This is a genomic window from Lysobacter korlensis (assembly GCF_042434515.1).
Window position 1 is genome coordinate 1 of sequence record NZ_JBHLTG010000010.1, and the last position, 21,457, is coordinate 21,457.

General features: G+C 68.5%; 16 protein-coding genes. 11 read left to right on the forward strand and 5 right to left on the reverse strand.

What is annotated here, in order from left to right:
- Positions 1 to 250: 250 nt before the first annotated feature.
- The 3 genes from chvE (at position 251) to mmsB (ending at position 4,256) form a co-directional block, all read left to right on the forward strand.
- Positions 251 to 1,381: a multiple monosaccharide ABC transporter substrate-binding protein gene (gene chvE, locus ACFFGH_RS29105; protein ID WP_386675437.1), complete on the forward strand. Its 1,131-nt coding sequence runs from the start codon at positions 251 to 253 to the stop codon at positions 1,379 to 1,381.
- A 90-nt stretch (positions 1,382 to 1,471) separates the two neighbouring features.
- A complete protein-coding gene (gene mmsA / locus ACFFGH_RS29110; protein ID WP_386675440.1) occupies positions 1,472 to 3,022 on the forward strand; it encodes a multiple monosaccharide ABC transporter ATP-binding protein in 1,551 nt (516 codons plus the stop codon).
- Positions 3,006 to 4,256 carry a multiple monosaccharide ABC transporter permease gene (gene mmsB / locus ACFFGH_RS29115; protein WP_386675443.1) on the forward strand — a complete coding sequence of 417 codons (1,251 nt, stop codon included), beginning with the start codon at positions 3,006 to 3,008 and terminating at the stop codon, positions 4,254 to 4,256. The genes mmsA and mmsB overlap by 17 nt, the downstream gene beginning before the upstream one ends.
- Positions 4,257 to 4,367: 111 nt before the next feature.
- Here mmsB and ACFFGH_RS29120 read toward each other — a convergent pair whose 3' ends face one another.
- The 3 genes from ACFFGH_RS29120 to xylA form a co-directional block, all read right to left on the reverse strand.
- Positions 4,368 to 5,033 (reverse strand): ThuA domain-containing protein, encoded by a 666-nt coding sequence (locus ACFFGH_RS29120; protein WP_386675444.1) that lies wholly within the window; start codon positions 5,031 to 5,033, stop codon positions 4,368 to 4,370.
- Positions 5,034 to 5,079: 46 nt separating this feature from the next.
- Positions 5,080 to 6,489, reverse strand: coding sequence for a xylulokinase (xylB, locus tag ACFFGH_RS29125; protein WP_386675446.1), 1,410 nt, complete (start codon positions 6,487 to 6,489; stop codon positions 5,080 to 5,082).
- A gap of 95 nt (positions 6,490 to 6,584) precedes the next feature.
- The gene (gene xylA / locus ACFFGH_RS29130) at positions 6,585 to 7,775 is read right to left on the reverse strand and encodes a xylose isomerase (RefSeq protein WP_386675448.1); all 1,191 of its coding nucleotides are present in this window, start codon (positions 7,773 to 7,775) and stop codon (positions 6,585 to 6,587) included.
- Between the two features lie 121 nt (positions 7,776 to 7,896).
- Here xylA and ACFFGH_RS29135 point away from each other — a divergent pair, with 121 nt between their 5' ends.
- A complete protein-coding gene (locus tag ACFFGH_RS29135; protein WP_386675450.1) occupies positions 7,897 to 9,102 on the forward strand; it encodes an ROK family protein in 1,206 nt (401 codons plus the stop codon).
- A gap of 127 nt (positions 9,103 to 9,229) precedes the next feature.
- Here ACFFGH_RS29135 and ACFFGH_RS29140 read toward each other — a convergent pair whose 3' ends face one another.
- Positions 9,230 to 10,276, reverse strand: coding sequence for an ABC transporter permease (locus ACFFGH_RS29140; RefSeq protein ID WP_386675452.1), 1,047 nt, complete (start codon positions 10,274 to 10,276; stop codon positions 9,230 to 9,232).
- Positions 10,273 to 11,793, reverse strand: a complete 1,521-nt coding sequence (locus tag ACFFGH_RS29145) for a sugar ABC transporter ATP-binding protein (RefSeq protein WP_386675455.1) — start codon at positions 11,791 to 11,793, stop codon at positions 10,273 to 10,275. The genes ACFFGH_RS29140 and ACFFGH_RS29145 overlap by 4 nt, the downstream gene beginning before the upstream one ends.
- Positions 11,794 to 11,987: 194 nt before the next feature.
- Between ACFFGH_RS29145 and ACFFGH_RS29150 the strand changes: the two genes are divergently transcribed.
- The 7 genes from ACFFGH_RS29150 (at position 11,988) to ACFFGH_RS29180 (ending at position 21,453) form a co-directional block, all read left to right on the forward strand.
- Positions 11,988 to 13,049, forward strand: coding sequence for a substrate-binding domain-containing protein (locus tag ACFFGH_RS29150; protein WP_386675457.1), 1,062 nt, complete (start codon positions 11,988 to 11,990; stop codon positions 13,047 to 13,049).
- A 127-nt stretch (positions 13,050 to 13,176) separates the two neighbouring features.
- Complete coding sequence (locus ACFFGH_RS29155; RefSeq protein ID WP_386675459.1) at positions 13,177 to 14,151, forward strand: acetylxylan esterase; 975 nt, start codon at positions 13,177 to 13,179, stop codon at positions 14,149 to 14,151.
- 175 nt (positions 14,152 to 14,326) lie between these two features.
- Complete coding sequence (locus ACFFGH_RS29160) at positions 14,327 to 15,622, forward strand: ABC transporter substrate-binding protein (protein WP_386675461.1); 1,296 nt, start codon at positions 14,327 to 14,329, stop codon at positions 15,620 to 15,622.
- 144 nt (positions 15,623 to 15,766) lie between these two features.
- Positions 15,767 to 16,744, forward strand: a complete 978-nt coding sequence (locus tag ACFFGH_RS29165) for a carbohydrate ABC transporter permease (protein WP_386675463.1) — start codon at positions 15,767 to 15,769, stop codon at positions 16,742 to 16,744.
- Positions 16,741 to 17,631 carry a carbohydrate ABC transporter permease gene (locus tag ACFFGH_RS29170; RefSeq protein WP_386675465.1) on the forward strand — a complete coding sequence of 297 codons (891 nt, stop codon included), beginning with the start codon at positions 16,741 to 16,743 and terminating at the stop codon, positions 17,629 to 17,631. Before ACFFGH_RS29165 ends, ACFFGH_RS29170 begins: the two co-directional genes overlap by 4 nt.
- A gap of 49 nt (positions 17,632 to 17,680) precedes the next feature.
- Positions 17,681 to 20,023, forward strand: a complete 2,343-nt coding sequence (yicI, locus tag ACFFGH_RS29175; protein WP_386675467.1) for an alpha-xylosidase — start codon at positions 17,681 to 17,683, stop codon at positions 20,021 to 20,023.
- A complete protein-coding gene (locus ACFFGH_RS29180) occupies positions 20,020 to 21,453 on the forward strand; it encodes a GH1 family beta-glucosidase (protein ID WP_386675469.1) in 1,434 nt (477 codons plus the stop codon). The genes yicI and ACFFGH_RS29180 overlap by 4 nt, the downstream gene beginning before the upstream one ends.
- Positions 21,454 to 21,457 lie beyond the last annotated feature (4 nt).

The following is a 21,457-nucleotide window of genomic DNA, read 5'->3' on the forward strand; positions in this document are numbered from 1 at the left end:
CACGGTGCACATCGCCCGCCAGCTGGGGGAGCCGGTCCCGATCCCGCAGGAGAAGATCGACGCCCTGTTCGACCGCTACCAGAACGTCTACGGCCAGCCGACGGACGCCCGATGGGACAGCAGCGCCGACCAGGCCCCGCAGGGGGCACTGGCCCTCTGACCGAAGACTCGCCGGCCGCATCGGGCCGGTCGACCCCGGCGGCAGATCGCGGCCGGACCGAGAACCAACAGCATCGAGAAAGGAAACACAGTGAAGAGAAGGCACATCCTCAGCGGCGTCGCTGCCGCGGGAATTCTGGCCATCACGCTGTCCGGCTGCAGCGGCAGCCGCACGGGCGGCGGCGGAGGGGGCGGCGGCGGAGGCGGCGAGGGCGAGTCCGACGGCGGGAAGGTCGGCGTCTCCATGCCGACCCAGCAGTCGGAGCGCTGGATCGCGGACGGCGACAACGTGCAGTCGCAGCTCGAAGAGCTCGGCTACGACGTCGACCTGCAGTTCGCGAACGATGACATCCCGACGCAGGTCTCGCAGATCGAGAACATGATCTCGTCCGGAGCCGAGGCGCTGGTCATCGCGGCGATCGACGGCACCACGCTCACCGACGTGCTCCAGCAGGCGGCGGACCAGGGCATCTCCGTCATCTCATACGACCGCCTCATCCGCGGCTCGGAGAACGTCGACTACTACACCACCTTCGACAACGAAGAGGTCGGAAGGCAGCAGGCCACGTCGCTGCTCATCGGGCTCGGTGTGCTGGACGAGAACGGCGAGGAGACCGGCGAGGAGGGCCCGTTCAACGTCGAGCTCTTCGCAGGCAGCCCGGACGACAACAACGCCACGTTCTTCTGGAACGGCGCGATGGAGGTGCTCCAGCCCTACCTGGACTCCGGGGTGCTCGAGGTGCCGAGCGGTCAGACGGACTTCGAGCAGGCGGCGATCCTTCGCTGGCTGCCGGAGACGGCGCAGGAGCGGATGGAGAACCTCCTCACGATCATCGGTGACACCGAGATCGACGGTGTGCTCTCGCCGTACGACGGCCTCTCGATCGGCATCATCTCGGCGCTCACCAGTGGCGGATACTCGGCGAGCGACCTGCCGGTGATCACCGGTCAGGACGCCGAGGTCGGCTCGGTCAAGTCGATCATCGCCGGCGAGCAGTACTCGACGATCTTCAAGGACACCCGCCTGCTCGGCGACCAGGCCGCGAAGATGGTCGACGCCGTGCTGAGCGGCGAGGAGCCCGAGGTGAACGACACCGAGACGTACGACAACGGCGTCAAGGTCGTGCCGTCGTACCTGCTCGAGACCGAGATCGTCACGGTCGACAACTACGAAGAGGTGCTCATCGACAGCGGCTACTACGAGGCGTCCGACCTCGAGTAGCGGCTCAGGTGCCCGGCGGGGGCTCATACTCCCGCCGGGCGCCCTCCGGGCGTAGATTTCAGCCATCCACGACAACGAAGCGAGGACCAAGTGGCGCAGAACATCCTTGAGATGCGCAACATCACCAAGACGTTTCCGGGTGTGAAGGCCCTCCAGAACGTCAACCTCTCCGTCCAGCCGGGCGAAGTCCACGCCATCTGCGGCGAGAACGGCGCAGGCAAGTCGACGCTCATGAAGGTGCTGTCCGGGGTGTATCCGCACGGCACCTACGAGGGTGAGATCGTCTATGAGGGACAGCCCGTCGAGTTCCGCGACATCCGTGACAGCGAGAACGCCGGCATCGTCATCATCCATCAGGAGCTCGCCCTCAGCCCCTACCTCTCCATCGCCGAGAACATCTTCCTCGGCAACGAGCAGTCGAAGCGCGGGATCATCAACTGGGACAAGACCAACTCCGAGGCCGCGAAGCTCCTCGCACGTGTGGGGTTGCGCGACAACCCGGTCACCCCGGTGAGCGAGATCGGCGTCGGCAAGCAGCAGCTCGTCGAAATCGCCAAGGCGCTCTCGAAGCAGGTGAAGCTGCTCATCCTGGACGAGCCCACCGCGGCACTCAACGATGAGGATTCCGCGCATCTGCTCGACCTGATCCGCCACCTCAAGGGGCAGGGGATCACGTCGATCATCATCAGCCACAAGCTCAACGAGATCAAGGCGATCGCCGACAAGGTGACGATCCTCCGCGACGGGCGCACGATCGAGACGCTCGATCTCGACACCGACGACATCTCCGAGGACCGGATCATCAAGGGGATGGTGGGACGGGACCTCGAACACCGCTATCCCGACCGCAGCGTGAAGATCGGCGAGGAGATCCTCCGGATCGAGGACTGGGTGGTGCACCACCCGACGGAGCCGGCCCGTGTCGTCATCCACGGTGCCCACCTCTCGGTGCGCGCCGGCGAGGTCGTCGGGATCGCCGGACTCATGGGTGCCGGCCGCACCGAGCTCGCGATGAGCGTGTTCGGACGCGCCTACGGATCGCACATCTCGGGCCGTGTCTACATGCACGGAAAGGAGGTCAAGATCCGCAACGTGTCGGAAGCGATCCGGCACGGAATCGCCTACGCCACCGAGGATCGCAAGCGCTACGGGCTGAATCTCATCGAGGACATCAAGCGGAACATCTCCGCAGCCGGGATCCGCAAGCTGGCGCCGCGCGGCTGGGTGGACGCCGACGAGGAATTCGCGGTCGCGAACCGGTACCGCAAGAGCATGAACATCAAGGCCCCGTCGGTCGGGTCGATCACGGGGAAGCTCTCGGGCGGCAACCAGCAGAAGGTCGTGCTGTCGAAGTGGATGTACTCCGATCCGGATGTGCTCATCCTCGACGAGCCCACGCGCGGCATCGACGTCGGCGCGAAGTACGAGATCTACACCATCATCAATACGCTCGCGGCGCAGGGGAAGGCGATCATCGTCATCTCGTCCGAGCTGCCGGAGCTGCTCGGTATCTGCGACCGCATCTACACCCTTTCGGAGGGGCACATCACCGGCGAGGTGCCGATCAGCGAGGCGACACCGGAGCGCCTCATGCAGTTCATGACGAAGGAGAAGGAAGCCGACCATGTCATCGTCCACTAAGGGTCCGGAGCTTGGACAGAACTCGGTGGTGCGGGGCACCCTGCTCCGGGGAAGCTTCAGCTTCCTGACCAGCCGGCTGCGTCAGATCGGCATCTTCATCGCGCTGCTCGTCATCGTGCTGCTGTTCCAGGTGCTCACGAACGGTCGGCTGCTGACCGCCGGAAACGTCGCGAACATCATCGTGCAGAACAGCTACATCCTGATCCTCGCGATCGGGATGGTGATGATCATCATCGCGGGCCACATCGATCTCTCGGTCGGCTCGGTCGCCGCCTTCGTGGGTGCGATGTCCGGCGTGATGATCGCCGACTGGGGACTGCCGTGGTGGGTAGCGCTCCTCGGCTCGCTGGTCATCGGAGCGATCGTGGGCGCCTGGCAGGGGTTCTGGGTGGCGTTCGTCGGAATACCTGCGTTCATCGTGACCCTCGCCGGCATGCTGATATTCCGCGGGCTGACCCAGATCGTGCTGGGAAACCAGCAGATCACCCCGTTCCCGGCCGAGTACCGGCAGCTGGGCGGCGGATACCTGTTCCCGCAGCTCTTCCCGGCGGCGACGTCGCCGGCGGAGTGGATCACTGTGGGACTCGGCGTGCTTGCGCTCATCTTCTTCGTGAGCCAGCAGGTGAGGGAGCGCGTCAAGCGAGTCCGGCTGGATCTCGAGACGGAGCCCCTCGGCTGGTTCGTCCTGAAGATGGCCTTCACCGCGATCCTGATCCTCGGCCTGACGTACCTGCTCGGCATCGCGCCCGGCTCGCGTGGCACTCCCGTGGTGCTCATCGTGCTTGCAGTGCTCGTCATCGTGTACACCGCGGTGATGACGCGCAGCGTCTTCGGCCGTCACATCTATGCGGTCGGCGGCAACCGGCACGCGGCGGACCTGTCTGGCATCAAGTCGCGGAAGATCGACTTCTACCTGTTCGTGAACATGGGCGTGCTGGCTGCCCTCGCCGGGCTGGTGTTCACCGGCCGGCTGAACTCCGCCGGCCCGGGAGCCGGAACCCTGTTCGAGCTCGATGCCATCGCTGCGGCGTTCATCGGCGGTGCGGCCGTGCAGGGTGGGGTCGGCACCGTGGTCGGCGCGATCACCGGTGGCCTCATCATGGGTGTTCTGAACAACGGCATGTCGCTGCTCGGCGTGGAAACCGACTACCAGCAGTTCATCAAGGGAATGGTGCTGCTGCTGGCCGTCGCGTTCGACGTCTTCAACAAGCGGCGAGCCGGCGCCCGCACCTGAGGCTCGCCGACTCGCTCCCGGAGCCCCGACCGCCACTGCCGCGGCCGGGGCTCCGGCGTTCCTGCTGCGCGCCGCGGCGCGGATACGCCGAATTGCCCCGTGTCCGTCGGGTCAGTCGAGGTCGTCGAGCAGCCAGGCGATGGCCCTCGCGAGAAGCTCACGGCGCGCCGGGGAGTCGTACGAACGCGCGTCGTGCCCAAGCAGGTCGACGACGACACGGGCGTCCCGGACGGTGCGCGCCCAGAGCAGCGGATGCTCGACGCCCTCATGCTCGTGCCAGGCGAGCGGCTCGACATCGGGGCGCATCCTGAGGAAGCTGTAGCGCTCGTCCTGCACCGTGAAGTCCCGCACCCCGGCCACGATCGGGTGCCCGTCGGTGGCGATCCGCACCACCGCGTCGCCGAACGGCGGGTGCAGGCTCACGTCCCGCTCCCAGAACGCGCCGGTGATCGCCTCCCAGCCGTCCCACGCCGACTCCGGTGGCGCCCCGAACAGCATCACAGAGCAGTGCACCGAGAGCAGCGGCCTCCCTGCACCGATGTGCGACTCGATCCCCGCCCGCAGCGCGGCGTCGCCCGCTGAGGCGCGGTCCTCGTTCCAGGCGTTGACGACGAGCAGCTGCGCGTCGTGGAAGTCCGCGTCGGCCACGCGGTCCGCGATCAGGGTGGTGCAGCCGGCGGCCTCGAGCACCCCGGCGATCCGCTTCGAGGTCTCGGCGAACGGATGCCATGGATCGCTGTAGTCCGAACCCCCGGAGATGATGAGCGCGCTCGTCACGGCTCAACCGTAACCCCGGACGTGCCGGGGCCGATAGCGAGCACCGTCAGGCGCGGGCCTGGTACTGCTCGCGGATGACCGGCCGGTGGTCGGCGGGCGGCTCCGACGAGGTCTGCACGGTCCAGGCGGGACGAGTGCCGGTGAGTGCCCATGCGGCCTGCGCCGCAGCGCCGAGGGCGACGTACTCGGCCGGCTCCGGCACCACCACCGGCGCATCGAAGACCTGCGCGGCGATGGCCGAGACGGCCGGGTTCTGGGCCGCACCGCCGACGAGCAGCAGCCGGCTCGCGACCACGCCGTGCCTCCGGATCGCGTCCAGCCCGTCCGCGAGGCCGCAGAGCAGTCCTTCGATCGCCGCGCGCGCGAGGTTCTCGCGGGTGGTGCTGCCGAGCGTCATGCCGAACAGGGTGGCGGTGGCGTCCGGTCGGTTCGGGGTGCGCTCGCCCTCGAAATACGGCTGCAGCACGAGGCCCGCCGAGCCTGGCTCGGCTTCGAGCGCCAGGCGGCCGAGCTCGGTGTGGTCGACGCCGAGCAGCCGCGCCGTCGCGTCGAGCACGCGGGCGGCGTTCAGCGTCGCGACGAGGGGGAGGAAGTTGCCGGTCGCGTCCGCGAAGCCGGCGACGGTGCCGCTGGCGTCCTGGACGGGGTTCCGGGTCACCGCGAACACGGTGCCGCTGGTGCCGATCGAGACCACGACGTCACCCGGGCTCGCATCGAGGCCCAGCGCGGCGCCCGCGTTGTCGCCGGCACCCGCGCCGATGCGGAGACCGGAGGTCGGTGAGCCCGCGGGACCCTCCACCGACTCCGCGGGGCCGAGCACGCGGGGGAGCATCACGTTCTCCGCGCTGTCCCTGCGCAGCGCGCGCGCCAGCAGCTCGCGGTCGTAGTCCCCGCCCGCCGTGTCGAAGTAGGCCGTGCCGCTCGCGTCGGAGCGGTCGGTGACGAGCTCCTCCAGCACGGGGTTGTCGGGTCCGAAGCCGCGCAGCCGCCAGGTGAGCCAGTCGTGCGGGAGTGCGACGGCCGCCACTCGCGCCGCGTTCTCGGGTTCGGCGTCGGCGAGCCAGCGGAGCTTCGTGGCGGTGAAGGATGCGACCGGCACCACACCGGTGCGCGCGGCGTAGCGCTCAGCGCCGAGCTCGTCGGTCAGGTCTGCGGCTGCCTGCGCCGAGCGGGTGTCGTTCCAGAGCAGCGCGGGCCGGATCACGGTTCCGGACGCGTCCAGCGCGACCATGCCGTGCTGCTGACCGCCCACGGCAATCGCCGCGACGTCCTCGAGACCGCCGGCATCTGCGAGCGCGACGGTGAGCGCATCCCACCAGGCATCGGGGTGCACCTCGGTGCCGTCTGGATGCGACGCCCGGCCGGTGCGCACGACGGCGCCCGTGTCGAGGTCGCGGACGACCACCTTGCAGCTCTGGGTCGATGAGTCGACCCCGGCGACGAGTATCATGTCCATCCTCCGATCGAGGGGCATCCGCCGAGTCGCGGACTTCTCATGCGAATCGACGTGTGTCGACTGAGAAGTCCGCGACTCGAGGAAGGGCGTGGGTGTCAGCGGGCGCCGAGGAGGTGCTCGGTGGCGAGCTGCTGCAGGCGGACGAAGCCGAAGCCCTTGCCGTGGAGGTAGACGCTCGGGTCGAAGTCCTCATAGGCGGTCCGGTCCGCGAGCAGGTCGTCGTAGGACTCACCCTCGTTCAGCGTCGGCTGCGCGAGCTCGGGCACGCGCGCGGCCTCGAGCGCCTCCTGCACCTCCGGGTCGGCGCGGAAGGCCGCGGCACGCTCCTTCAGCAGCAGGTAGGTGCGCATGTTCGCCGAGACGGAGTCCCAGACGCCGTTGGCGTCCTCCGTGCGCGACGGCTTGTAGTCGAAGTGACGCGGGCCGTCGTAGGACGGGCCGCCGTTCGGGCCGCCGTTCTCGAGCAGGTCGACGAGCGCGAATGCGTTGTGCAGGTCGCCGTGGCCGAACACCAGGTCCTGGTCGTACTTGATGCCGCGCTGGCCGTTGAGATCGATGTGGTAGAGCTTGCCGTGGTACAGCGCCTGCGCGATGCCGGCCGCGAAGTTCAGCCCCGCCATCTGCTCGTGCCCGACCTCGGGGTTGATGCCGACGAGCTCCGGCCGCTCCAGCGACTCGATGAACGCGAGGGCGTGGCCCAGGGTCGGGAGGAGGATGTCGCCGCGCGGCTCGTTCGGCTTCGGCTCGATGGCGAAGCGGATGTCGTAGCCCTTGTCGGTGACGTAGTCGCCCAGCAGGTTCACCGCCTCCCGGTAGCGCTCGAGCGCGGAGCGGACGTCCTTGGCGGCGTCGTATTCGGCGCCCTCGCGGCCGCCCCACATGACGAACGTCTTGGCCCCGAGCTCCGCCGCGAGGTCGATGTTGCGCAGCACCTTCCGCAGCGCGAACCGGCGCACCTGGCGGTCGTTGGAGGTGAAGCCGCCGTCCTTGAACACTGGAGCGCTGAAGAGGTTCGTGGTGACCATCGGGATGAGAAGACCGGTGTCGGCGAGCGCCTGCTTCAGGCGGTCGATCTCCGTCTGGCGCGCGGCGTCGTCTGAGCCGAAGGCGAACAGGTCGTCGTCGTGGAAGGTGAGACCGTAGGCGCCCAGCTCGGAGAGCTTCGTGACGGCCTCGACCACGTCGAGATGCTCACGGGTGGGACCGCCGAACGGATCCGTTCCGTTGTAGCCGATGGTCCAGAGGCCGAACGAGAACTTGTCGTCGCGGGTGGGCGTGAGGGTCATGCGGATGCTCCAGTCAGCGTCGTCGATGAGGGAAAAGTTATCGCCCCCAACATATTCTTGTCGGGGGAGGGTGTCAAAGCCGGATCGCCCGATACTGTGGACTCCCAGCGAAGGAGGAGCCGTGCGGAACCTGACCGATCCGCCGCGCCCGCTCGCAGCGGGCCTCGGGAACAGCAACGACCAGACCCGCCGGCACAATCTCTCCACCATCCTGACCCTCCTCGCCCAGGACGGGGCGCAGCCGCGGGCCCAGCTGACCCGTCGCACCGGCCTCAACCGGTCCACCATCGCGGCGCTCGTGAGCGAGCTTGCGGAGCGGGATCTCGTCTTCGAGACGGCGGCCCCCGGCGGCGGGACCGTGGGCCGGCCGAGCCCCGTGGTGAACCCGAACGGCCGGATCGCCTGCCTCGCCGTCCACCCCGATCTCGACGCTGTGGTGGTGGGCCTGGTGGGGCTGGGCGGGCTCGTGCACGGCCGCATCCGCCGGGAGACCGCCGGCGTGCCGACCGCGGAACAGGCGGTCGCGCTCGCCGCAGGCATGGCTACCGAGCTCAGACGCCGGCACGCGGGAGTGCGCGTCGTCGGAGCCGGGATCGCCCTGCCGGGACTCGTTCGCTCGCCGGACGGGCTCGTCACCTTCGCCCCGCACCTGGGATGGCACGACGAACCGCTCGCCGACCGGATGGCCGAGGCGCTCGGCGTCCCAGCGGTTGCCACCAACGACGCCAAAGCGGCGGCCGTCGCTGAGCTCATCCACGGCGCCGGGAAGGGCGCACGGAACCTCGTCTACCTCAACGGCAGCCGCAGCGGCATCGGCGGTGCCGTCTTCACGGGCGGACGTGCGCTCGGCGGCGCAGCGGGGTACGGCGGCGAGCTGGGCCACACGCTGGCCGACCCTGCGGGTGGCCCCTGCCACTGCGGCAATCGCGGGTGCCTCGAGACGGAAGTGGGCGTCGAGCCGCTCCTCGCGGCGCTCGGACGGAGCGCCGCAGACCCCGACGAGCTGGACGCCCTGCTGGCGAGTGGTGCGCCCGACGTCCGCGTGGAGCTCGAGCGGCAGCTCGACGTGCTCGCCCGCTCCATCGCGAGCTTCATCGCCGCCTTCGATCCGGAGCTGGTGCTGCTCGGCGGCTTCCTCGGGTCACTGTTCGATGTCGACCCGGAGCGCCTCCGCCTGCGTGTGCGGGAGGCCTCCTTCGCGGCCATATCGGAGGGCGTCCGCATCGAACGGGCGGAGCTGCGCGAGAACCTGGTGATCGTCGGGGCGGCCGAGCTCGCATTCGCGCCGCTGCTCGCCGACCCGGTGTCACTCAGCGCATCCGCCTGACGGAGCCCGGCGCACCGCGCGGGTCGCCAGGATCGCGCGAGATTGTTTCCGTTCCGGCCCGATGTTCCCGCCGCGGCGGGCGCATCGAGCCGAAACGGGAACAGTTCGCTCAGGGTGCGGAGCGGCGTCAGCCGGTGCGGGCCGCCTTGTTCGGGTCGCGTGAGGCGAACCGCTGCTGGAGCAGCACCGCGACCACGATGATGATGCCCTTGACCACCTGCTGCACGGAGCTGGAGAGGTTGTTCTGCACGAACACGTACGTCAGGGTCGAGAAGATCAGCACGCCGAGCACGGTGCCCGCGATGGTGCCGCGACCGCCGACGAGCAGCGTGCCGCCGACGACCACCGCGGCGATCGCGTCGAGCTCGTAGAGCAGGCCGTGGGTGGAAGTGCCGACCGTGGTGCGACCGAGCATCATCACCCCGGCGATGCCCGCCGTGGTGCCCGAGAGCACATACAGGGCGACCATGTGCCGTCGCACCTTGACGCCGGCGAGCCTGGCCGCCTCCAGGTTGCCGCCGATCGCGACCGTCCGGCGGCCGAAGGTCGTGCGATTGAGCAGGAACCAGCCGGCGACCGCGACGAGCGCGAACATCCAGACCAGGATCGGAACGCCCAGGAGAGCGCCGCGGAAGAAAGCGAGGAAGCCGCGCACGTCGACGATCTCGGTCTGACGATTGGAGATCAGCTCCGCGAGGCCGCGCGCGGCGACGAGCATCGCCAGGGTCGCCATGAAGGCGACCACCTTGCCGTACGCGATGACCACCCCGTTGACCAGGCCGCAGAGCGCTCCCGTGGCGATGGCGACGATGGCCATCAGGCCCCACCAGGTCTGCGTCGACGCCAGCTGCACCGCAGATATCGTCGCGACGATGGTGGACAGGCCCATCACGGAGCCGACGGAGAGGTCGATGCCGCCGGCGATGATCACGAAGGTGATGCCCACACTGATCACACCGATGACCGACGCGTACCGGAGGATCGACACCAGATTGTCGATGTTCGTGAACCGGTCGCCGGCGGTGATCGCTCCGACCAGCACCAGCAGCGCAAGGGCGATGACGAGCCCGAGGTTCCGGCCGGCGGAGCCGCTCAGCAGGTTTCGCCCGAAGCTGCCGGTCGGTTTGCCGTCCTCGCCGCCGGCGGTCGGCGGGGTCTCGGTCTGCACGGTCATGCTGCACTTCCCTTCAGAACGAGATCGAGCACGTCGTGCTCGCTCAACTCACTCGCCTCCGCGGTGGTCAGAACCCGGCCATCCGCGATGACCAGCACCCGGTCGGCGAGACCCAGCACCTCCTCGATCTCGCTCGAGACGACGACGATGGCGGTGCCCGCCGCGGCCAGACGGCGGATCAGGGCGTAGATCTCCGACCTGGCGCCGACATCGACGCCCCGGGTCGGCTCGTCGAGCACCAGCACCTTCGTGCCGTGCAGCAGCCAGCGAGCGAGCAGGATCTTCTGCTGATTGCCCCCGGAGAGGGTCTTCGCTGCACGGTCCGGATCCGCGGGGCGAAGCTCCAGCGCCTCGATCTGAGCGAGGGTGCGCTTGCGCTCCTCGCGCTCATTGAGGAGGGAGAACTTGGCCCAGCGGGCGAAGCTCGACAGGGTCACGTTGCGGTAGACCGGCTCCTCGAGGAGCAGTCCCTGGCTCTTCCGCTCCTCAGGGGACAGCCCCATCCCGGCTGCGACCGCGGCCGGCACGGAGCCTCTCGCCAACGGCTTGCCGCCCACGCGCACGGTGCCGGACGTCGCCTTCCGCGCGCCATACAGCGTCTCAAGGATCTCGCTGCGTCCTGAGCCGACGAGGCCCGCCAGGCCGACGACCTCGCCCGCCCGCACGCGAAAGCTCACGTCGGAGAAGACGCCTCTGAGACTCAGGTTCTCGACCTCCAGCACGACGCCCGAATCGGCGGGGACCGGCGTCGCAGGCGGGAAGACGTTCTCGACCGACCGGCCGGTCATCAGGCCGATGAGATCGGCAGTGGGCGTCTCCGCGACCTTCAGCCCGCTGGCGGTGCTCTGGCCGTCCTTCAGCACCGTGATCCGGTCGCCGATCTGACGGATCTCCTCGAGCCGGTGGGAGATGTAGATCACGGCGATGCCCTGCGCCGTGAGTTCGCGCACGACGCGGAACAGGTTCTTCACCTCTTCGGCGTCGAGCACGGCGCTCGGCTCGTCCATGATGATGAGCTTGATGTCGTGGGAGAGCGCCCGCGCCATGCTCACGATCTGCTTGTTCGCGGCGGACAGGCTGCCCACCTCCCGGTTCGGCGAGAGGTCGCCGTGTCCGAGCCGGTTCATCAGCTCCCGCGCCATGCGATTCGCCATCCGCCGGTTCGAGACACCGAAGTTCGCGTGCTCGTGACCGAGGAAAATGTTCTCGGCCACCGTGAGACCGTCGACGACGTCGAGCTCCTGGTACATCGTGGCGATGCCGATCTCGATCGCGGCGGTCGGATCGGCGAGCGTGACGACCTCGCCGTTCCAGCGGATCTCGCCGGAATCCGGCGTGTGAACGCCGGCCAGGGTCTTGATCAGGGTCGATTTGCCGGCGCCGTTCTGGCCGAGCACGCAGTGCACCTCGCCGGGCGTCACGGTGAGGTCGACGCCGCGGAGGGCCTTCACTCCCGCGAAGCTCTTCACGATGCCGCGGACCTCGAGCAGGGGTGCTCCATGGTCATCACTGATCATGCTGGGAACATAACAGAACGGCATCCCCGCCAGGGCGTGCTGTTTCGGGGTTTCTCCGGCACTTTTCCGCGCCGGGGAGCGTTCCCATGGGTAGGGTTGCACCAGACGTCGAGGAGGACGTCGCGGCGACTGCTCGGGCCGCCTCCGGGGCTTCCTCCGCGTCGACGAACTGCATACATCACTAGGAGGAACGAATGCTTGCACCACGCACCCTGCGCAAGCGACTGATGATCGCGGGCGGGGCATCCCTCGCAATGATCGGCCTGCTCGCCGGCTGTACCCCCGGCGACACCGGAAGCGCCGGCGAAGGCGGCGGCGAAGAGCCGACCCAGAGCACCGTCGAGGGCAACGAAGAGTCGGGAGAGACCGTCACCATCGGGTTCTCGGGACCGGCTGCCGACCACGGCTGGCTCGGCGCGATCAACTCGGCCGCCCAGGCGGAGGCTGACAAGTACGACGACATCGAACTCCAGGTCGCGGAGGGCACCAACGATGCGAACCTGCAGATCAGCCACGTCGAGGGCTTCATCAACGACGGCGTGGACGCCATCGTGCTGCTGCCAACCGACGGCGCTGCGCTGACCGAGGTCGCGATCCAGGCGATGGAGGCCGGCATTCCGGTGATCAACGTCGACCGCGAGTTCTCAAGCCCGTTCGCCGCCCGCACGACGATCCTGGGCGACAACTACGGCATGGGCGTCAGCGCCGGCACCTACATCTGCGAGAAGCTCGGTGACAACCCCGACGCCGTCGTCGCCGAGATCGCGGGCATCGACTCGCTGCCGCTGACGCAGGACCGCAGCCAGGGCTTCGAGGATGCCCTGTCCGACTGCGGGCTGAACGTCGACAACCGAGTCGCTGCCGACTTCACGGTGCAAGGCGGTGAAGCGGCAGCGTCGCAGCTGCTGTCGGCCGCCCCGCAGATCGACGCCATCTGGAACCACGACGACGACCAGGGCATCGGCGTGCTGGCCGCGATCGACGCCGCGGGCCGCGACGAGTTCTTCATGGTCGGAGGCGCCGGCTCCAGGAACGCGATGGAGGCCATCCAGGCCGGGGACACGCCGCTCGAGGCGACGGTCATCTACCCGTCCACCCAGGCCGCCGACGGCATCCGTCTCGCCCGGCTCATCGCCCAGGGCAAGGCGATGAGCGACCTGGTCGAGGTCGAGGTGCCGAACCGGATCGTGCTGAACGCCCCGGTGGTCACCGCGGACAACGTGGAGCAGTACCTGCCCATCGGGTTCGAGTCCTGATCCGCGTGAAGGGCGTCCCGGCTTCGGCCGGGGCGCCCTTCATCGTTCCGGCCTGGACCTCGGCACGCCGCGGAGCGGGACCCTATGCGAGCGTTACCAGGCAGCCCCGGTGTTGGAGGATGGACGCGTGCTGACCGATTCTCCGGAGCTGGAGCTCCGCCGCTATTCCGGCTCTCAGACGGAGCCGGAGGACTTCGACCGCTTTTGGAGCGAGACCCTCGCGGAGGCGTCAGGCCGACCGCTCGACGTCGACGTCCGCCCGGTGGCGACCTCGATGACGACGATCGACGTCTTCGACGTGACTTTCCGCGGATCCGGCGGCACGCGTGTGCGGGCATGGCTGCGCGTGCCGCGCAATGCGACCGGGCCCCTTCCGACGGTGGTGCAGTACGTCGGCTACGGCGGCGGGCGCGGACATGCGGCCGAGAGCCTGCTGCTCGCCGCATCGGGCTTCGCGCACCTGCAGATGGACACCCGCGGCCAGGGTGCAGGCTGGAGCCGCGGCGATACGCCAGACGACGGCCCGGCCGGTCCCGCGATTCCCGGCGTGATGACGCGCGGCATCCGCGACCCGCACACCTACTACTACCGCAGGCTCTTCACCGACGCGGTGCGCGCCGTGGACGCGGCGCGCGCGCTCGAGATCGTCGATCCTGGCCGTATCGCGGTGCAGGGCGGCAGCCAGGGCGCCGGCATCGCGCTCGCAGTCGCGGGCCTGCGCGACGACATCGCCGCGGTCGCCGCCTTCGTGCCGTTCCTCTGCGACTTCCCGCGCGCGACCCGCATCACCGACGCGTATCCGTACCGGGAGGTCGCGGACTATCTCCGCATCCACCGGGATGAGGTGGAACGGGTCCATCGCACGCTCAGCTACTTCGACGGACTGAACTTCGCCCCGCGGGCCACGGCGCCGGCCGTCTTCACGACCGCACTGATGGACGCGATCTGCCCGCCATCCACGGTCTTCGCGGCCTTCAACCGGTACGCCGGCGACAAGGACATCACGGTCTGGGAGTACAACGCCCACGAGGGCGGCGCCATCGAGGACGAGCTCCTGGCGATCACCCACTTCCAGACGCACCTCGGCGCCCCGGAGCGCTGAGTCGCATTCCCGAAGCTTCGGAAAGCGATTTCTGAGGAATCGCGTCCATTCGCTTGTTTACCGGTAACACTGCGGTTATGGTGTTCCAAACATCAGCATCGGAGTGGTTGCGCACCGCGTGGTCGGTTTACCGGTAACGCGTCCAGCGGGTCTGCTCCACTACAAGGAGGTACGGATGCGCAGGAGAGTCCCTGCAATCGTGGCCACAGCTGCCGCGGGTGCGTTGCTGCTGGGAGGCTGCTCGGGCGGCGGCGGCGGAGCCCAGGAAAGTGACAACACCCTCACCCTGTGGCACTTCGAGGGTGCGAACAGTGCCATGGGTGTCGCCTGGGACGAGGCGATCCGGGTCTTCGAGGAGGAGACCGGGGCGACCGTCGAGTTCGAGGAGCGCAGCTTCGAGCAGATCCGAAGCACGGCCAGCCAGGTGCTGAACTCGGACGAGGCGCCCGACATCCTCGAGTACAACAAGGGCAACGCCACCGCGGGCCTCCTGGCCAGCCAGGGCCTGCTCAGTCCCATCACCGATGCGGTCGAGGAGTACGGCTGGGCCGACAAGCTCGCCCCCTCCCTGCAGACCACCGCGCGCTACAGCGAAGACGGCGTGATGGGCTCCGGCGACTGGTACGGCGTGCCCAACTACGGCGAGTACGTGATGGTCTACTACAACAAGGACGCCTTCGAGGAGGCCGGCGTCGAGGTCCCCACCACCCTCGACGAGTTCGAGGCCGTGCTCCAGACCTTCGCTGACGAGGGCACCACGCCCCTCGCCGAGGCGGCCCTCGAGTACCCGCTGGGTCAGCTCTGGTATCAGTTCGCGCTGTCCCAGGCGGACCGTCAGTTCGTCAACGACTACCAGCTCTACGAGAACGAGGTCGACTGGCAGGGCGAGGCTCTCACCTACGCGACCGAGAAGGTTCAGGAGTACGTCGACAAGGGCTTCATCTCCGAGGACATCACCGGCCTGAAGGCGGAGGACGCGGGAGTCTCGTTCATCAACGGCGACGCCCCGATGTTCTACTCCGGCAGCTGGTGGTACGGCCGCTTCGCGGACGAGATCGACGGCTTCGAGTGGGGCACGTTCCTCTTCCCGGAGTCGGACCTGACCCTCGGCTCCGCCGGCAACATGTGGGTCGTCCCGGCAAACTCCGGTGACCCGGAGCTGGCGTACGAGTTCATCGACATCACCATGCGCCCCGAGATCCAGGCGCTGCTCGGCAACAACGGCGGCCTGCCCGTCGCGGCTGAGGTCGCGGACATCACGGACGAGAAGAGCCAGGAGCTCATCGAGGGCTTCAACACGGTCAACGAGCGCGACGGCCTCGCGTTCTACCCCGACTGGCCGACGCCGACGTTCTACGACGCCCTCGTCGCGGAACTGCAGGAGCTCGTCAACGGGACCAAGTCGTCGGACGAGGTGCTCACGTCGCTCGGCGAGGAGTACGACGACTACGCGGCGGACTTCCGCGAGTAGTTCCCATATCGGTGGTTGAGGAGCGCCCCCTGGGGCGCGTCTCGAAACCCCGCCCGCGCGGCAGGTGGTTTCGAGACGGCGGCAACGAGCGCCGCCTCCTCAACCACCGGTCCCCGGATCTCAACGACGACTGAAGGACTCCACATGGCATCGGCGGTTCCCTTCGTCCGCGCACCCCGCAAGGTGAAGCGCGCGGAAGAGGGCATGATCCCAACCGGCGGACGCGGCGGCACCCTCGGATACTGGCTCTACCTCATCCCCGGGTTCGCGCTGCTGACCTGGATCGTGCTCATCCCACTGGGCTGGAACATCTACCTCAGCTTCACCGAATGGCGCGGCATCCGCCCGCCCGAGTTCATCGGGCTGGAGAACTGGAGGGAGCTCCTCGGCGATGACGCCTTCTGGGCCTCCTTCATCAACAGCATCTACATGATCGTCGCGATGGTGATCGTGCCGACGCTGCTCGGCCTGGTCCTTGCGGCGGTGCTCTTCGACCTCATCGGCCGGAAGTTCGGCGGACGGCTTGCGAGCTTCCTCCGCGCCACCTATTACCTGCCCCAGATCCTCCCCGTCGTCGTCGCCGGCATCGTGATCGGCTGGATCCTCCGCCCGCAGAACGGCGCCCTCAACACCATCCTGGAGGGGATCGGACTCGGCGGGCTTGCGAACAACTGGCTCGGAAGCCCCGACACCGCGCTCGCGAGCATCATGGTGGTGCTCGTGTGGGTACAGCTCGGCTACCCGGTGGTCATCTTCATGGCGGCCCTGCAGCGGGTCGATCCGGAACTCTATGAGGCGGCGGAGCTGGACGGCGCCAACTGGTTCCAGCGATTCCGGGCCATCACGGTGAGCATCATCCGCCCGGAGATCTTCGTCGTGACCCTCACGACGACCATCGCGGCACTGAAGGTCTTCGGCCCGATCTACGTGCTCACCCGAGGCGGGCCCGGCACCAGCACGCTGGTGCCCAGCTACTACGCGTACACCGAGTTCTTCCAGTCCCAGCAGGTCGGCTACGGCGCGACCGTCGCCACCGCGCTGACGCTGCTCATCGGCGTCGTCGCCATCGTGTTCCTCCGCGCCCAGCACGCCGCGGAGGCGAAGGAAAGGGAAGGCCTGTGACCACCGAAGCCGCCCCGGCGCTCCCCGTCGTCGCCACCAAGCGGGAGCGGCCTCGCCGGCGCAAGACGAAGACCCCCGGCGACTGGGTGATCCTCGGCCTGGCCGTGCTGGTGGCGATCCTGATCGCGTTCCCGTTCCTGCTGATCCTGATCAACTCGTTCAAGTCACCGGCCGACTACAACACGTCCGGCCCGCTGGCATTGCCGACGCAGCTGTACTTCGACGGGATCGTGGCGTTCTGGGAGCGGGTGGACTTCCCGGAGAAGCTGTGGAACTCGATCTACATCTCGGGTCTCGTGGCGCTCTTCGCCGTGATCATCTCGGTGCTCAACGCCTTCGCGATCGGCATCGGCCGGGTGCGCGGACGGACGTGGATCATCGTGCTGTTCCTGCTGGCGAACCTGTTGCCGCAGGAGGCGCTGCTGTACCCGCTCTACTACATGTTCCGGGAGATCGGGCTCTACAACAATCCGTGGTCCGTGATCATCATCTTCACGGTGATCCAGAGCGCGTTCGGCACGTACCTGCTGTCGAGCGTCTACGGCACGTTCCCGAAGGAGGTGCTCGAGGCCGCCGCGCTCGACGGTGCCAGCCGCTGGCACATCCTGTGGCGGATCATCGTGCCGATCAGCCGGCCGACGCTCAGCGTGCTGCTCATCTTCTTCTTCATCTGGACGTGGAACGAGTTCCTGATCCCGCTCACGTTCCTCGTCAGCAACGCCAATCAGACCGTCCCGGTGGCGATCAGCGTGCTGCAGGGCGACCGACTGATGGATGTGACGACGACGAGCGCCTCCGCGCTGCTCGGCGTCATCCCGACGCTGGTGTTCTTCCTGATCTTCCAGCGCACGCTGACGCGGGGCATCACCGCGGGCGCCGTCAAGTAGCCGTCGGCACGATCCGCGTCCCGAAGCGGGCGCACCAGAAAGGCATGCAATGAAGTTCACCGACGGGTTCTGGCAGCTCCGGCCGGGGGTCACCGGTCTGTACGGCCAGGAGGCGTACGACATCGAGACGCGCGAGCGCGAGCTCGTCGTCACTGCACCGACCAAGGTCATCGAGCGCCGCGGCGACACCCTGAACCGGCCTATGATCACCACGACCCTCAGCTCGCCGCTCCCGGGTGTGATCAGGGTCCGGATCGAGCACTTCCAGGGTGTCCGTCGCGACCCGGGCTTCGACCTGGTCGGCGCCGAGGTGGGGCACGGAGCGGTGCACCGCACCGAGGACGGCGCGGAGCTTGTGAGCGGCGGACTCACCGCGCGCATCCGCGCCGGGGCGCCATGGGACCTTTCCTTCGAGTCCGGCGGTCGAGTGATCACCCGCAGCGGAGCGAAGGCGCAGGGTCTGATGCTCGTGGAGGACGACGCCCAGATCGACCGCGGCCTCGTCGGCAACGCGCGGGCCGGCACCCGCGTGCCGCCGCACCGCAGCTACCTCCATGAGCAGCTGGCGCTCGGCGTCGGGGAGCTGGTCTACGGACTGGGCGAGCGCTTCGGCCCGCTGGTGAAGAACGGTCAGACCGTCGAGATCTGGAACGCCGACGGCGGCACGTCGAGCGAGCAGTCCTACAAGAACACGCCGTTCTACCTGACCAACCGCGGATACGGGGTGCTCGTGAACTCGTCCGGCCACGTGTCGTTCGAGATCGGGTCGGAGGCCGTGGAGCGGGTGCAGTTCTCCGTCGCCGGGGAGGCGCTCGAATACCTCGTGATCGACGGACCGACGCCGAAGGACGTGCTGGAGCGGTACACCGAGCTGACGGGCCGGCCCGCACCGGTGCCCGCATGGTCGTACGGGCTCTGGCTGTCGACCAGCTTCACCACGGACTACGACGAGGCGACGGTCACCAGCTTCCTCGACGGGATGGCCGAGCGCGACCTTCCGCTGTCGGTGTTCCACTTCGACTGCTTCTGGATGCGCGAGTTCAACTGGTGCGACTTCGAGTGGGACCCGCGGGTCTTCCCCGACCCGGACGGGATGCTGGCGCGGCTGCACGAGAAGGACCTGCGCGTCTCCGTGTGGATCAACCCCTACATCGGCCAGCGCTCAGCCCTCTTCGCGGAGGCCCGCGACGCCGGATACCTCGTGAAGAAGCCCGACGGGGACGTCTGGCAGTGGGATCTCTGGCAGGCCGGCATGGGCCTCGTCGACTTCACGAACCCCGACGCCGTGGCCTGGTACCAGCGGCACCTGCGCCGGCTGATCGACCAGGGCGTCGACTGCTTCAAGACCGACTTCGGCGAGCGGATCCCGCTCGACGTGGAGTACTTCGACGGCTCCAGCCCGGAGCGCATGCACAACTGGTACACGCAGCTCTACAACCAGGCGGTGTTCGACGTGCTGGAGGAGGCGCGGGGCACCGGCGAGGCGGTGCTGTTCGCCCGGTCGGCGACGGTCGGGGGGCAGCGGCTGCCGGTGCACTGGGGCGGCGACTCGACCTCCACGTACGAGTCGATGGCGGAGACCCTGCGCGGCGGCCTGTCGCTGGCGCTCAGCGGGTTCGGCTTCTGGAGCCACGACATCGGCGGGTTCGAGGGCACCCCAGACGCCGGCGTGTTCAAGCGTTGGACTGCGTTCGGGCTGCTGTCGAGCCACTCCCGATTCCACGGGTCGAGCTCGTACCGGGTGCCGTGGATGTTCGACGCTCAGGAGTCGGGGGTCCCGGATGGCCAGACCGCGGTCGAGGTGACGCGCACGTTCAGCAAGCTCAAGCTCCGGCTCATGCCCTACCTGTTCGGGGTGGGCGCCGAGGCGACCGAACGCGGCATCCCGGTCATGAGGCCGATGCAGCTCGAGTTCCCCGATGATCCCGCAGTGGCGTATCTCGACCGGCAGTACATGCTCGGCCGCGACCTGCTCGTAGCTCCCGTGTTCACCCCCGACGGCACGGTCGAGTTCTATCTGCCGGCGGGGGAGTGGACGAACTGGTGGACCGGCGAGAGGGTCTCGGGCGGCACGTGGCGGCGCGAGACGCACGGCTTCGACACCCTCCCGCTCTACGTGCGCCCTGGCGCCGTGATCCCGGTGGGCGGGCGGGACGACCGCGCGGACTACCCGTACCTCGACGGGCTGGAGCTGGTGGTGACGCCCGGCCCGGCAGGCACCGGGCGATCGCTCGTCGTGGCCGAGCCGGACGGGCGCACGGCGACGTTCGACGTCCGCTTCGGCGAGACCGAGGCGCAGCTGACGAGCCGGGGGAGCGAACGCTGGACGGCTAGGGTGTTGGGCGGCGCCGCGACGACGTCCACAGACGGAAAGGCAGGACTCACCCTGTGACCGACACCGCCTCCGGCAGCCCCGACTACCGCGACAGTGGGCTGCAGTTCTCCCCGGATTTTCTGATCGGCTCGGCCACGGCGTCGTACCAGATCGAGGGTGCGGTGCACGAGGACGGGCGCGGCCCGAGCATCTGGGACACCTTCAGCCACACGCCGGGCAAGATCGTGAACGGCGACACCGGCGACGTGGCGGACGACCACTACCGGCGGTGGGAGCAGGATCTCGACCTCATGGCGGAGCTGGGCCTTGAGGCGTACCGGTTCTCGATCGCCTGGCCGCGCATCCAGCTGACCGGGTCGGGGCCGGCGAACCGCGCGGGGCTCGACTTCTATTCCCGGCTCGTCGACGGCCTGCTCGATCGAGGCATCCGGCCGATCGCGACGCTCTACCACTGGGACCTTCCGCAGGCGCTCGAGGATGCCGGCGGCTGGCGCAACCGGGAGACGGCCCTGCGCTTCGCGGAGTACGCGGGCATCGTCGGCGCCGCCCTCGGCGACCGCGTGCACACCTGGACCACGCTCAACGAGCCATGGTGCTCCGCCTACCTCGGGTACGGGTCCGGCGCGCACGCACCCGGCCTCACCAGCCCGCTCGGCGCCCTGCAGGCGGTGCACCACCTGAATCTGGCGCACGGACTCGCCCTGCAGGCACTTCGGTCGAGCGTCACCAAGGCCGACGCGCAGTACTCGGTCACGCTGAACTTCCACGTGATCCGCGGCGACGACGACAGCTCGCCGGAGGCGATCCGGCGGATCGACGCGCTCGCGAACCGTGCGTTCACCGGGCCGATGCTGCGCGGGCAGTACCCGGCCGACCTGCTGGAGGACACCGCCGGCATCACGGACTGGTCGTTCGTTCTCCCCGGCGATCTCGAGGAGATCCGCCAGCCGGTCGACGTCCTCGGCGTCAACTACTACTCCACCGTCACGGTGAAGATGTGGGACGGGGTCAGCGCTCGCTCGGCCGCCGACGGGCACAAGGACGTCGGAGGGTCGCCCTGGCCGGGCAGCGCCGATGTCGAGTTCCTGGTGCAGCCGGGGCCGTACACCGACATGGGCTGGAACATCGCGCCAGACGGCCTGGAGGAGCTGCTGGTCTCCCTGAAGGAGCAGTTCCCCTCGCAACCGCTCATGATCACGGAGAACGGCGCCGCGTTCCCGGACCGGGTCGAGGACGGCCGGGTCCACGACGCCAAGCGCGTCGATTACCTGCGCCGCCACTTCACCGCCGCACACCGTGCGCTCCAGCGCGGCGTCGACCTGCGCGGCTACCTCGTATGGTCGCTGCTCGACAACTTCGAGTGGGGCTACGGCTACACGAAGCGATTCGGCATCGTGCGGGTCGACTACGAGACGCAGCAGCGGATCGTGAAGGACAGCGGGTGGTTCGTGGCGGAGCTCGCCCGGGCCAAGCGGATCCCCGCGTAGCAGG

Bases quoted from the DNA above. Each gene is read 5' to 3' on its own strand.
- mmsB (WP_386675443.1), top strand. From the start codon at position 3,006: ATGTCATCGTCCACTAAGGGTCCGGAGCTTGGACAGAACTCGGTGGTG.
- xylB (WP_386675446.1), bottom strand. From the start codon at position 6,489: ATGGACATGATACTCGTCGCCGGGGTCGACTCATCGACCCAGAGCTGC.
- xylA (WP_386675448.1), bottom strand. From the start codon at position 7,775: ATGACCCTCACGCCCACCCGCGACGACAAGTTCTCGTTCGGCCTCTGG.
- ACFFGH_RS29140 (WP_386675452.1), bottom strand. From the start codon at position 10,276: ATGACCGTGCAGACCGAGACCCCGCCGACCGCCGGCGGCGAGGACGGC.
- ACFFGH_RS29145 (WP_386675455.1), bottom strand. From the start codon at position 11,793: ATGATCAGTGATGACCATGGAGCACCCCTGCTCGAGGTCCGCGGCATC.
- ACFFGH_RS29150 (WP_386675457.1), top strand. From the start codon at position 11,988: ATGCTTGCACCACGCACCCTGCGCAAGCGACTGATGATCGCGGGCGGG.
- ACFFGH_RS29160 (WP_386675461.1), top strand. From the start codon at position 14,327: ATGCGCAGGAGAGTCCCTGCAATCGTGGCCACAGCTGCCGCGGGTGCG.
- ACFFGH_RS29165 (WP_386675463.1), top strand. From the start codon at position 15,767: ATGGCATCGGCGGTTCCCTTCGTCCGCGCACCCCGCAAGGTGAAGCGC.
- yicI (WP_386675467.1), top strand. From the start codon at position 17,681: ATGAAGTTCACCGACGGGTTCTGGCAGCTCCGGCCGGGGGTCACCGGT.